The organism is Burkholderia oklahomensis C6786 (assembly GCF_000959365.1).
GTDB classification, from domain to species: domain Bacteria; phylum Pseudomonadota; class Gammaproteobacteria; order Burkholderiales; family Burkholderiaceae; genus Burkholderia; species Burkholderia oklahomensis.
Genome location: NZ_CP009556.1, coordinates 2892520 through 2905341, shown reverse-complemented (window position 1 = coordinate 2905341; position 12822 = coordinate 2892520). Strand labels below are relative to the sequence as shown.

Below are 12822 nucleotides of genomic sequence, written 5' to 3'. Positions count from 1 at the left end.
CGCAGGCGCGCTTGCGTGAGTGTTGCCCCAGCCTGACGGCTGCTGGTCTGACGGATTTGTCGAGTATAGGTTGCTGAGGCGTTTCCTCTAGGCTGCCGGCATGAGGCGGCGGTCATGCAAGGTGCGAAGATGATGCGCGTTTGACGCGCGAATGACAACTGGCCGGGGCCGAACGCCGTCGACGTTTTTGTAAAAAGGACACCTTTGTTCTATCGACGGACGCAATCGACCACTATCCTTAACTCGACTGAGGAAATAACCATGGGGCGATCTGCCGACACCGAAGCAAGCACACCTGCGAGCCTGACGATGAACTGCACTGATTTCGCCCCAATGGGTCTGCACGACGCGTTTCGCGGCGCGACGATGCAGACGATCGACGCGCGCGTCGACGGTCGTGCGTCCGTCTTGCTGACACGCGTGCGCCATGCTGAGCACGGCTTCGGCGTCGTCGAGTTCATGCCGCCCGCCAACAGTTGCCTGATCGGCATGTCGCTGTCGGCGCGCCCGCCGTGCGCGTCATCGGGCCTCGACGACGCGCCGTGTCGCGATGCGCGCATCGCCGTCCGAATCTGGCAGGACGACGAACCGTTTCGCGCGGATCTGCATCAGCCGTTCGACATGCTCTTTCATGCGCTGCCGCGCCGAACGCTGCTCGAGCTGGCCGCCGAAATGCGGATGGGCGGCGTTCGCGAACTGGCCTGTCCGGACGACAGCCACGATGCGGTGCTGCAGTGTCTCGTCGGCGTGCTGCTGAGCGCGTCGGCCGGGACGTCGCCGCGCAGTCCGCTGCTGGCGGGCCATGTCGCGCGCGCGATGCAGATCCAAATCGTCCAGAAATACGGCGTGGTCGCACCGAACGCGCCCGCGAAGGGCGGGCTCGCCGGCTGGCAACTGGAGCGGGCGAAGGCGATCCTCACCGAGAACGTCGCCGGCGAAGTGCCGATCTCGCAGGTCGCGTCCGCGTGCGGCCTGTCGCGCAGCTACTTCATCAAGGCGTTCCGGCAGACGGTCGGCACGACGCCGCATCGATGGCTGCTCGAGCACAAGATCGAGCGCGTCAAGCGCAGCCTGCTGTCGAACTCCGAACCGATCGCCGACATCGCGAATCAGTGCGGCTTCTCGGATCAGGCGCACCTGACGCGCGTCTTCACCAGCATGATCGGCACGCCGCCCGCCGCGTGGCGGCGCGTGAACCGGAAGTAGACGACGCGTCGCGTCGCGGCGAAGTCAACAGAGCGCGTCGCGCGCGCTCGATCAGGCGCGTGCGCGCCGTCGCCATCCGCCGGGCGGCCCGCCGACGACCTTCGTGAACGTCTGCGTGAAATGGCTCTGGCTCGAGAAGCCGCAATGCTCGGCGATGCGCGCGAGCGACCAGTCGCCGTGCGCGAGCAGGTGCTTCGCGGTATCGATGCGCTGCTCGATGAGCCACTGATGCGGCGTCTTGCCCGTCGTCGCGCTGAACGCCTTGATGAAGTATCCGCGCGACACGCGGCACGCATTCGCGACTTCGTCGATCGACATCGCGCCCGTCGTCAGCATCTCCTTCGCACGCATCTCGAGCTGCGCGGACAGGCGCTGCCGCTGCTTCGGCTCGTCGCACGGCATGCCGCCGTAGGCGTGCATCGCGTGCGTGCCGATCGCGATGCCCAACTGATCGAGGAGCATCGCATCGGCCGCGTCGTCCGATTGCATCGCCAGCGCGAGCGCGCGTCCGAGCTGGCCGAGCAGGCGGTCGTCGTGCGCGACCGTCGACGCGATGCCGTCGAGGTGCGTGTGGCGGCTGCCGTCGGCGAGGCCGTCGAGGAACGCCGGCGACAGCTCGACCAGCGTGAAATTGAAATTCGACGCCATGTCCGCGCGGTAGTCTTCGGAGAAGTCGCGCGCGTAGATCGAATCGACCCGGAAATCGTGCGTCGCCGAACGGCTGCCGCGGAAGATCTTCCGGCGATGTCCGTCGGACAACGAAATGCCGATCAGGATGCCGCGTCCGGAGGCCGGCGTCGAGACCTGCTCGAGGCGCAAGCCGGCCCTGTGCTTGCGGTAGAACCTGAACAGCGCCGTCTCACGCTCGATGTTCGTCAGAAAGCCGCTCGACGTGCAGCCCAGCGAGTCTTTCGCGATCGTTTGCGGCGGCGAATGGCGTGCAAGCGAGCTCATGGAGCGATTTCCGCAGCAGTGGGGCGGGCATGTCGTGAGCGGGCATTCGCATCCGGTGCGCCGTGGCGTGCCGCATCGGCGCCGGCCGGTCGGCGGGTTGCGCTTCGCGAATTCCGCACCGTGCCCGTTTGCGGTGCGAAAGCGTCGTGCGAACGCGTGGGCTGCGCGGCGTACCGGCACGAACGGCGAGCGGCGGCGGCGGTCGAACGCGCGACGCGGCCGCTCGCCGATGCCGGCTGCGATCCGGCGGGCGGGGCTGCGTCGCGTCGCCGGATCTTCCCGATTGTTCCGGGCGGATTGTACGTGCAACGGTTCCAGTCTGCCAGGCGGGCGCTGGGTAGCGATGCGCGGTTTCGGATGTGCGACGCCGCGCGTACACGCGGCCTGCCCGGATGTCGATGCGGCAAGCCCGGTGCGCGCGCCGCCGCCGAGCGGCCGGACCGTCGCGGAACGCAGCCCTGTCCGATCCGTTTCACTTGCATGCGGCCGTGCGATCGGGGCCGGCGACGTGCGCGCGCGAATCGTTTCATCGTCCCGACAGCGACGTGACGATGAAACGCGCGAGCGCCGCGAGCGGAAAGAGCGCGCCGACGATCGCGATCCAGGTCCAGCCGCCGTGCTCGTAGAGAACGCTCGCGAGCGCCGAGCCGATCGCGCCGCCGACGAAGATGCTCGTCATGTAGATCGAGTTCAGGCGATTGCGGCTGTGCGCGTCGAGCGCGTAGATCTCCCGCTGGCCGAGCACCATGTTCATTTGCACCGCGAAGTCGAGCAGAATCCCGGTCGCGACGAGGCCCGCCACGCCGACGCCGGGAACGAGCAGGACCGGCGCGAAGCTCGCCGCCGCGAGCACGAGCGCGACGACGGTCGCGCGCGCGGCGTGGCCGGCGTCGGCGAGGCGGCCGGCGATCGGGGCGGACGTCGCGCCCATCGCGCCGACGAGCGAGAACAGCGCAATCGCCGATTGCGACAGATGATAGTGGTTCATCAGCTCGACCGGCACGGCCGTCCAGAACAGGCTGAACGAGCCGAACATCAAGCCCTGGTAGAGCGAGCGCTGGCGCAGCACGGGCTGCGTCGCGACGAGCCTTTCGAGCGAGCGGATCAGTTGCGCGTACGTCGCCTTGTGGTCGGGCCGGCGGCTCGGGATCGTCAGCATCAGCAGCACGGTCACGATCGCCATCGTGATCGCGCCGAACGCGAACACGGCGCGCCAGCCGAAGTGGTCGGCGACGAAGCTCGCGACGGGGCGCGACAGCAGGATGCCGAGCAAGAGGCCGCTCATGATCGTGCCGACGACGCGCCCGCGCGATTCGCTCGGCGCGAGATGCGCGGCGAGCGGGATCAGCAACTGCACCGCGACCGAGCTGAAGCCGACGATCAGCGACACGACGAGAAACACGCCCGGCTCGCGGACGCCGGCGGCGAGCGCGAGGCTCGCGATCGACATCAGTGCGGTGACGACCATCAGCTTCTTGTTCTCGACCAGATCGCCGAGCGGCACGAGAAAGAACAGGCCGGCCGCATAGCCGATCTGCGTGAGCGACACGATGAGGCTCGCCATGCCGGCGGACATGTGAAGATCCGGCGCGATCAGCGCGATGATCGGCTGCGCGTAATAGAGGTTGGCGACGATCGCGCCGCAACTGAAGGCGAACAGCAGGATCAGGCTGCGCGCCATCCGCGGCATGACTCCGGCCGCGGCCGGAGAGGCAAGGTTGGTGTTCATGGTGTGCTCGCTGTTGAATGAAACGGGTCGGGCGCGACCGCCGTGCCCGACGACGAATCGGGCGGCAGGCGGGGCCGGGCGACGCGGCATCGGCGAAGGCGGAGCGTGCTTGCCTGCATTCGCGGTTGCGTGGTCGAGTGGGACTGAGCTTATTCGGCATGGCCGCGATCGAGAATCGCGCGCGGCGGCAATCCGGCATTGCGCCGTGCGCAACGCGCGCGCGGATGCCGGCAGGATGGGCGCGTCGCCACACGTGTCCCGCGCGCGCCGCCTTTGCCGCGAACGCAACGGCGGATTGCAGCGGCGTCGCATTCCCGCGGAAAGTCGCCGCACCTATGCTTCGGTCACGCGCCATTCGGGCGACGTGTTCATCAACGTGAAAACGCACCGGAGAAAACTCATGCACGACCATCTTTTCGAGCCGATCAAGGTCGGCGCGCACGCGCTGCCGCATCGCGTCGCGATGGCGCCGCTCACCCGCTCGCGAGCCGGGCAGCCTGGCAACGTGCCGACGCAGATGAACGTCGAGTATTACCGCCAGCGCGCGAGCGCCGCGCTGATCGTCACGGAGGCGACGCAGATTTCCCAGCAGGGGCAGGGCTACGCATGGACGCCCGGCATCCACACCGACGCCCAGATCGACGGCTGGCGCGCAGTGAGCCGCGCGGTTCATGCGCGCGGCGGCACGATCTTCCTGCAGTTGTGGCATGTCGGGCGCTTGTCGCATCCGGTGTTCCAGCCCGACGGCGCGCCGCCCGTCGCGCCGAGCGCGATCGCGGCGCCGGGGAGGACGTTCATCGTCGATGCGGACGGCGCGGGCGCATGGGCCGACGTGCCCGTGCCGCGCGAGCTGACGGTCGCGGAGATCGACGCGATCGTCGACGATTTCCGGCGGGCGGCGCGCAATGCGATCGCCGCGGGCATGGACGGCGTCGAGATTCATGCGGGCAACGGCTATCTGATCGACCAGTTCATCAATTCGAACAGCAACCGCCGAACCGACGCGTACGGCGGCAGCGCCGAGCGTCGCGCGCGCTTCCTGCTGGAGATCGTCGCCGCGGTGTGCGACGAAATCGGCGCGGAACGCGTCGCGGTGCGCCTGACGCCGATGGGGCGATTCATGGGCATGGGCGACGACACGCCCGAGCAGACGTTCGGCTACATCGTGCGGCGCCTGAACGACTGGCCGCTTGCCTACCTGCATCTGGTCGAGCCGGCGGTGGTCGGCACGATGAAGGACGAGCAGGTCGATCCGCGCTGGGATGCGCTGATTCTTGCGCTGCGGCGCGCGTATCGCGGGGTGCTGATGCTCGCGGGCGGCTACGATGCGGCGAGCGCCGAGCATGCGATCGCGACCGGGCGCGCCGATCTGATCGCATTCGGCCGCGCGTTCATTGCGAATCCGGATCTGCCGGCGCGACTGCGCGGCGCACATGCGTTGAATGCGCCCGACCCGCAGACGTTCTTCGGCGGGGCCGAAGCGGGCTACATCGATTACCCGAGTCTTGCCTGATCACGGCTGCGCGGCGCTGTTCGCCGGCGCTGTGGGGCGCGCCCTGTCCCGATGGCGGCGGCGCGCCGCCGCATGTCGAATCGAGTCGCAACGCAATGCGCCGAGGCGATCGCTTCGGCGCTTCGTTGCACGGAGGCCGATCTCGCCCGAGCGGATTCGCTGCTTGATGTCGATGTCGATGGCGATGGCGATGGCGATGGCGATGGCGATGGCGATGGCGATGGCGGGCGTCGGGGGCGGGCGTCGCGGAACGCGCTCCGTGACGAGGGCGGTGCGTCGTCCTATGCCGGGGCGAGACGAAACGCGCCGAAGCGGCGGCTTCGGCGCGTCGTCGGACAAAGCCGGATCACGGCTGGACGGACGGCCGCGCGGCGCGAGTGACCGCGCCGCGGAATGCATGCGTCGCGGCGGCAACGCGTCCGTCGATGCGTGTCGGTCGCGATGGACGCTGACTCCGCGCGAGCGACGCCCGCTATGCGGAATCCACTATCGCCGCCGCCGGCCCCGAGCGTCCCACGTCACGCCGCGCGCGCCGCATTGCCGTCGCCCATGATCCGCTTGCCGAGCGCGATGCCCCAGTTGGCCAACTGCACGCCGTATCGCCATTGCGTCGATTGCCACGCGGCGAGTGCGCGATCGACGTCGTTGCCGGATGCATCGAGCGCGCGCGCGAGCGACACCGCGTTCGCCGCCGCTTTCGCCGTGCCCGCGCCCGTGTGCGGCCGCGCGACGAACGCCGCGTCGCCGAGCAGCGCCGCGCGGCCGAACGCCATGCGCGGCGCGCGGTAGTCCTGGATGATCTGCATGAACGGCGCATCGGTGGACGCGATCAACGCGGCAAGCGCGGGCGCGAGATGCGTGGCGGCGTCGTCGAGCAGGCCGCCACGCTGCGCATCGCTCATCGCGCCGGGCGGGATCGAGTGCGTGCGGACGATGCCGTGACGGTCGGTGAGGGCGGCGCGAAGCGCGTCGCCCGCGGGCAGCCGGCGATACCACGCCCAATTCCAGCGCCGTTCGCCCGGCACGGTCGAACCGTTCTCGCCGGGGATCAGATACGCGAGCAGTTGATGCCCCGCCTCCTGCTGGAACGTGAACGCGTTCGTCAGTCGTGCGGCCGCTGCAGCGTCGAGGCGCGGCTCGGGCACGAGGCCGCGCCATGCGACATAGCCGGCATAGGCGGGAAGGCTTCCCGGCAGCAGCAGACGGCGCGTCGTCGAATCGGGGCCGTCCGCGCCGATCAGCAGATCGGCCCGTACGTCCGCGCCGTCCGAGAAGCGCGCATGGATTTCGGCGTTTTCCCGAACGATGTCGGTCAACGCGACGCCTGAGCGGATCCTCCCGGCGGGCAGGCTCGCCTTGAGCTTGCCGTAGAGCATGCTCCATGCAGTCTGCGTCTGCGGCAGCCGCTCGCGTTGCGTGATCTCGCCGTGGGCGTCGAGAAATTGACGATATTCGCTTCGTACGCCGAGCGGTCCGGTGTAGCCGATGCCGCCGAATCGGAATGCGTCGAGCACGTCCGGCTGCAGGACGAGCCCGCCGCCCCGGCTGTCGAGATCGTGCGGCGAGCGTTCGAAGACGTCGACGTCCCAGCCGATCGAGCGGAGCGATGTCGCGGCGAACAGGCCGCCGAGCGACCCGCCGACGATCACCGCGCGACGTTGTTGTTGTTGTTGGGTATTCATGAGTGTGCCCCCGTGAGTCGAATCGCGTTTGGTTGCGGGCCATGCCGCGCGGCGGCGCGCAACGCGCGCGCGAAGACGGTCGCCGGCTGCGCGCCGCTGATGCGCTCGGCGCCGATCGCGAACGCGGGCAGCAGCCGGATTCCGTCGTGCAGCGCGTCGGCGCGTGATTGCCTGACCGCCGCGACGCCGGCGTCCGATGCGAGATACGTGTCGACTGCGTGCGGCTCGAAGCCGGTTTGCGCGGCGAGCCGCAGCAGCACGCCGCGATCGCCGATGTCGAGCCCGCGCGCGAAGTACGCGTCGAAGATCGCCGACGACAGCGCGCCCGCTCGATCGCCGTCGCCGGCCGTTGCGGCGAAATCGAGCAGACGGTGCGCGAGCCGCGTGTTCGGCATGATCGAGTTGCGGTCGAAATCGAACGCGACGCCCGCGCGCCTGCCGGCCAGCTCGACGTCGGCATCGGCCTGTCGCGCGCGCGTCAGGGTGCCGAGCCGGTGCACGCGGTATGCCGTGCGATCGGCGCCTGCGTCCGGCAGCGACGGATCGACTTCGAACGCGCGATACGTGACGATCACGGGCCCGCGCACGCCGCTTTCCGCGATGCCGCGCCGCAGATTGGATTCGCCGATCGCGCACCACGGGCAAGTGAAGTCGTGCGTGACCTGAATAGCGATCGAAGACATCGCCCGCTCCTTGCGATTGGAATGTGCACAGCGTAGACGGCGCGGATAAGATGCGGAATGCCGGCAAACAGCAAACCGGCGTTGCGCGATTCGCAATGGGAACGACATGGACAAGCTACTTGCGTTGCAGACCTTCGCCGTCGTCGCCGATACGGGCGGCTTCTCGAAGGCCGCACGGCAGCTCGGCACCGCGACGTCGTCGGTGACGCGGCTGATGGACGCGCTGGAGGCGTCGCTCGGCGTGACGCTGCTCACGCGCACGACGCGCCACGTGACGCTCACCGACGCCGGCGCGACCTATCTCGATCAGATCGGCGCCCTGCTGTCGCAGCTCGTCGAGGCCGACGAGAGCGTGGCCGACGCCGGCAGCGAGCCCGTCGGCACGCTGCGCGTATCGGTGCCCGTCACGTATGCGCGCATCGTCCTCGGCCCGCATCTGTCGGCGTTTCTCGATGCGTATCCGCGCGTGTCGCTCGATCTCGTCGTGTCGGACGCCTATCTCGATCTCGCGACCGACCGCATCGACGTCGCCGTGCGGATCGGCGCGCCGGCGCAGGATCCCGGTCTCGTCGTGCGCAGGCTGATGGAGAATCGGCGCATCGTCGTCGCGAGCCACGACTATCTCGACACGATGGGCACGCCCGTCGAGCCGGGCGATCTCGCGTCGCATCGGTGCCTGCGCTTCCCGTATCGGCAGGGGCGGCAAAGCTGGACGTTCAGCCGGGACGGTCAGTCGGACAAGGTCGAAGTCAACGGCAGGCTGACGGCGAACAGCCTCGACATCCTGCGGGAAAGCGTGCTGAGCGGGCAAGGAATCGCGCTCGTGCCGACGTGGCTCGTGCACGACGACGTCGCTGCGGGCCGCATGCTGCCGTTGTTCGAATCGTGGTGCGTGACGCCGCCGGGCGGCGGCGCGCAGGTCTATGCGGCGTATCTGCCGAACCGGCGGCATTCGCGGAAGGTGCAAACGTTCATCGCGTTTCTTGCCGAGCGCATGCCGGACGCGCTCGACCGCTGAAAGATCGCGCCGGCGTTCGCATCGACGCCGGGGCGGGCGCGCCGTCGATGCAACGGCGCGCGGTTGCGTTGCCATCGCGCGCTTGCATGCGCGACCGAATGGCGACGGACTCGATCGAATTGGCGGCTGAAACCGAACCCGAAACCGGCCGCGCGTCCGCCTGCATGACGGACGCGCCGCGCTCGACCGCCCGTCCGGATCAGCGTGCCGGAACCGGCGCCAGCACGTCGTGCGCGTTCGCGGTGCGCTGCTGCGCCTTGTGAACCATCGTGTACGCGTAGTCGACGCCCATGCCGTATGCGCCCGAGTGTTCCTTCACGAGCTTCATCACGGCGTCGTACGTGTCGCGGTGCGCCCAGTCGCGCTGCCATTCGAGCAGCACCTGCTGCCACGTGACCGGCACGACGCCCGCCTGGATCATCCGCTGCATCGCGAAGTCGTGCGCGTCCTTGCTGGTGCCGCCCGACGCGTCGGCGACCATGTAGATCTCGTAGCTGCCTTCGGCCATCGCGCACAGCGCGAACGTCGTGTTGCAGACTTCCGTCCACAGGCCGGACACGACGACCTTCTTGCGGCCGTTGGCCTTCAGTGCGTCGCGCACTTTCTGGTCGTCCCACGAGTTCATCGACGAGCGCTCGAGCAGCTTGTGGTCGGGGAACACGTCGAGCAGCTCCGGATACGTGAAGCCGGAGAACGATTCCGATTCGACGGTCGTGATCGTGGTCGGGATGTCGAAGATCTTCGCGGCCTTCGCGAGCCCGACGACGTTGTTCTTCAGCGTCTGGCGATCGATCGACTGAACGCCGAACGCCATTTGCGGCTGCTGATCGATGAAGATCAACTGGCAGTTGTGCGGGGTGAGGACTTCGAGTTTCGGATCGGACATGACAGTCTCCGGAGTGACGCCGTTCGAGGCGGGATTGAAGAAAGACGTTCGACGCGCGGCGATCGACGGGATCGCGCGCATCGTTTCGGGATCGAGTGCGAACGCGTCGCGCGCCGGCGAAATCGCGCGATGCGTCCAGGCCGGGCGAGACGGACCGCGCTCCGATGACCGCGTCGAAACGCGGGCGTGTGGAGAACGAACGATTCGCCGCGGGATGGATGCTAGACGGTGAATTTCCGGACGTCTTGAAGAATAGTGCGAAAACTTGGCGAGGAGTCCCATCTGCGTCGCGCATCCGTGCGTGTGCGAGGCGATCGCCGCCGAAACCGCAGGGGCGGCGACACGGGTTCCGCTCGTCGATGCTGCGCGTTCGTTCGGACGCGGCGCGCCGCATCGCTATCGTTCAAATCTGGCGACAAACGTTCAATACGGGAACGTTTGCAAATGCGATAGTCCGTCGCAACGGATCGAGACGCGTGCGAGCCGAACGCATGTTCGTCGCTCGCGTGCCTGCTTCGTGTCTCGACGACGCAGACGGCCACTTCATTCGGATCCCCATCATGAAAGTCTATGTTTTGTCGCTCGCCATGGGACTGCTCGTAGGCATCATCTACGGCGTGTTCAACGTGCGCTCGCCGGCGCCTCCCGTGATCGCGCTCGTCGGCCTGCTCGGCATTCTCGCCGGCGAGCAGGTGCCGCCGCTCGTCAAGCGGCTCGTGGGCAACGCCGAGACGTCGGCCTCTTGGTATCAGCAACAAGTCAAACCGCACATGTTCGGCCAACTGCCGACCTGCCCGAAGGCGCCGAACGCGCCGGACGCGCCGGCGCAGGTCGCGGCCGCCCATCAACCCGATTCGCCATCCGGAGAACAGCGCCATGGCTGACACCGCCGCACACCCGACTCCCGACCTGATCCTGCATCGCGGGCGCTTCACGACACTCGACCGCGCGAACCCGACCGCCAGTGCGGTCGCGATCAAGGACGGCCGATTCGTCGCCGTCGGCGGCGACGAAGTGCTCGCGTTAGCCGGGCCGAGCACCCGGATCGTCGACCTGCAAGGCCGGGGCGTGCTGCCGGGCTTGATCGACAACCATCTGCACATCATCCGAGGCGGCCTGAACTTCAACATGGAGCTGCGCTGGGACGGCGTGCGCAGCCTTGCCGACGCGATGGCGATGCTGCGCCGCCAGGTGGCCGTCACGCCCGCGCCGCAATGGGTGCGCGTGGTCGGCGGCTTCACTGAGCATCAGTTCGTGGAGAAGCGCCTGCCGACGATCGACGAGCTGAACGCGGCGGCGCCCGATACGCCGGTCTTCATCCTGCACCTGTACGATCGCGCGTTGCTGAACGGCGCGGCGCTGCGCGCGGTCGGCTATACGAAGGACACGCCGGAGCCGCCGGGCGGCCAGATCGTGCGCGATGCGGCCGGCAACCCGACGGGGCTGCTGCTCGCGCGGCCGAACGCCGCGATCCTGTACGCGACGCTCGCGAAGGGGCCGAAGCTGCCGTTCGAATATCAGTTGAACTCGACGCGGCACTTCATGCGCGAGCTGAACCGGCTCGGCGTGACGGGCGCGATCGATGCGGGCGGCGGATTCCAGAATTATCCGGACGACTATGCAGTCATCCGCCAGCTCGCGACGGATGGACAACTGACGATCCGCCTCGCGTACAACCTGTTTACGCAGAAGCCGAAGGAAGAGAAGCAGGATTTCCTGAACTGGACCGGGACGTCGAAGTACCACGACGGCACCGACTATTTCCGTCATAACGGCGCGGGCGAGATGCTGGTGTTCTCGGCGGCCGATTTCGAGGACTTCCGCGAGCCGCGTCCCGATCTGCCGGCCGAAATGGAAGGCGAGCTCGAAGCGGTCGTGCGCGTGCTCGCGCAGAATCGCTGGCCGTGGCGTCTGCATGCGACCTACGACGAGACGATCAGCCGCGCGCTCGACGTGTTCGAGCGCGTGAATCGGGACATTCCGCTCGAAGGCCTCAACTGGTTCTTCGATCACGCGGAAACGATTTCCGACGAATCGATCGACCGGATCGCGGCGCTGGGCGGCGGGATCGCGGTGCAGCACCGGATGGCGTACCAGGGCGAGTACTTCGTCGAGCGCTACGGCCCGGGCGCCGCGGAAGCGACGCCGCCCGTCAAGCGGATGCTCGACAAGGGCGTCAAGGTGTCGGCCGGCACCGACGCGACGCGCGTCGCGTCGTACAACCCGTGGGTGTCGTTGGCATGGCTGATCACCGGTCGGACGGTCGGTGGCATGCAGCTCTATCCGCGTGCGAATTGTCTCGATCGCGAAGCCGCGCTGCGCATGTGGACCGAGAACGTCACGTGGTTCTCGAACGAGGTCGGCAGGAAAGGCCGGATTCAGGTCGGGCAACTCGCGGATCTGATCGTGCCCGACCGCGACTTCTTCGCGTGCCCCGAATCCGATATCGCGGATACGACGTCGCTGCTGACCGTCGTCGGCGGCAAGGTCGTGTACGGCGCGGGCCCGTTCGCCGACGTCGACGAAGGCGCGCCGCCGCCCGCGATGCCGGACTGGTCGCCCGCGCGCGTGTTCGGCGGCTATGCGGGATGGGCCGACAAAGAGCACGGCGCGTCGCTGCAGCAGGTCGTCCGGAATGCGGCGCAGGCATGCACATGCGCGAACAATTGCAGCCTTCATGCGCATCGGCATGCGACCGCGTGGAGCAGCAAGCTGCCGGTCGCCGACCTGAAGAGCTTCTGGGGCGCGCTCGGTTGCTCGTGCTGGGCGGTATGACCGCGTGCGGCGCGTGACGTGACGATCGCGCCGCGCGTTGCCGCTGCGCTGCGCTCGAGCAGCGCGCCTTGTTGCATTGCCCGCGGCTCAGCGTCGGCCCGATGGATGCGATGACGCGCGTGCCGCGCTCGAGCGGATTCGCGCGGACGAAGGCGCGGTGCCGAGGGCGCGGACATCGCGTCCGATGAGCGAGCGGAAACGCGCCCGTCGCGCGCTCGTGCGCCCTCGAAGACGATCGCGCGCGGCGGTACGCCCGATCCGGCATTCGTCGCGCGCCGCCGCGCGCCGACCCGGCGGGCGGGCAGTGCGCCGCGCAGCCGATTCGAGCCGGCCTCATGCGCGCATTCGCGTTCGAGCCGGAGCGGTCGTTTCATAT

The 12822-nt window shown here is 68.3% G+C and carries 11 protein-coding genes; 5 read left to right on the top strand and 6 right to left on the bottom strand.

Annotated features, from left to right (window positions below; all coding sequences use genetic code 11):
- Window positions 1–309: 309 nt before the first annotated feature.
- Window positions 310–1206: a helix-turn-helix transcriptional regulator gene (locus BG90_RS30435; RefSeq protein ID WP_025990592.1), complete on the top strand. Its 897-nt coding sequence runs from the start codon at window positions 310–312 to the stop codon at window positions 1204–1206.
- Window positions 1207–1257: 51 nt separating this feature from the next.
- Here the strand turns inward: BG90_RS30435 and BG90_RS30430 are convergent, their stop codons facing one another.
- Window positions 1258–2160: a helix-turn-helix domain-containing protein gene (locus BG90_RS30430; protein ID WP_010122761.1), complete on the bottom strand. Its 903-nt coding sequence runs from the start codon at window positions 2158–2160 to the stop codon at window positions 1258–1260.
- Between the two features lie 526 nt (window positions 2161–2686).
- Window positions 2687–3889: an MFS transporter gene (locus BG90_RS30425; protein WP_025990591.1), complete on the bottom strand. Its 1203-nt coding sequence runs from the start codon at window positions 3887–3889 to the stop codon at window positions 2687–2689.
- A gap of 400 nt (window positions 3890–4289) precedes the next feature.
- Between BG90_RS30425 and BG90_RS30420 the strand changes: the two genes are divergently transcribed.
- Window positions 4290–5402, top strand: coding sequence for an alkene reductase (locus BG90_RS30420; protein WP_025990590.1), 1113 nt, complete (start codon window positions 4290–4292; stop codon window positions 5400–5402).
- Here the strand turns inward: BG90_RS30420 and BG90_RS36345 are convergent, their stop codons facing one another.
- The 3 genes from BG90_RS36345 to BG90_RS30405 all read right to left on the bottom strand — a co-directional run bounded on the left by BG90_RS36345 (window position 5403) and on the right by BG90_RS30405 (window position 7767).
- Window positions 5403–5741 carry a hypothetical protein gene (locus tag BG90_RS36345; protein WP_010122758.1) on the bottom strand — a complete coding sequence of 113 codons (339 nt, stop codon included), beginning with the start codon at window positions 5739–5741 and terminating at the stop codon, window positions 5403–5405.
- 179 nt (window positions 5742–5920) lie between these two features.
- Window positions 5921–7084, bottom strand: coding sequence for an FAD binding domain-containing protein (locus tag BG90_RS30410; RefSeq protein ID WP_025990588.1), 1164 nt, complete (start codon window positions 7082–7084; stop codon window positions 5921–5923).
- Window positions 7081–7767 carry a DsbA family oxidoreductase gene (locus BG90_RS30405; protein WP_010122756.1) on the bottom strand — a complete coding sequence of 229 codons (687 nt, stop codon included), beginning with the start codon at window positions 7765–7767 and terminating at the stop codon, window positions 7081–7083. Before BG90_RS30405 ends, BG90_RS30410 begins: the two co-directional genes overlap by 4 nt.
- 106 nt (window positions 7768–7873) lie before the next feature.
- Here BG90_RS30405 and BG90_RS30400 point away from each other — a divergent pair, with 106 nt between their 5' ends.
- A complete protein-coding gene (locus BG90_RS30400; protein ID WP_010122755.1) occupies window positions 7874–8785 on the top strand; it encodes a LysR family transcriptional regulator in 912 nt (303 codons plus the stop codon).
- 199 nt (window positions 8786–8984) lie between these two features.
- On the opposite strand, the gene BG90_RS30395 is transcribed toward BG90_RS30400, so the two are convergent.
- Complete coding sequence (locus BG90_RS30395) at window positions 8985–9671, bottom strand: hydrolase (RefSeq protein WP_010122754.1); 687 nt, start codon at window positions 9669–9671, stop codon at window positions 8985–8987.
- A 560-nt stretch (window positions 9672–10231) separates the two neighbouring features.
- Here BG90_RS30395 and BG90_RS30390 point away from each other — a divergent pair.
- Both BG90_RS30390 and BG90_RS30385 read left to right on the top strand, forming a co-directional pair.
- Window positions 10232–10555, top strand: a complete 324-nt coding sequence (locus tag BG90_RS30390) for a XapX domain-containing protein (RefSeq protein ID WP_025990587.1) — start codon at window positions 10232–10234, stop codon at window positions 10553–10555.
- Entirely contained in the window at window positions 10548–12446 is a 1899-nt protein-coding gene (locus BG90_RS30385; protein WP_010122752.1) for an amidohydrolase, read from the top strand. The genes BG90_RS30390 and BG90_RS30385 overlap by 8 nt, the downstream gene beginning before the upstream one ends.
- The last annotated feature ends 376 nt before the right edge of the window (window positions 12447–12822 follow it).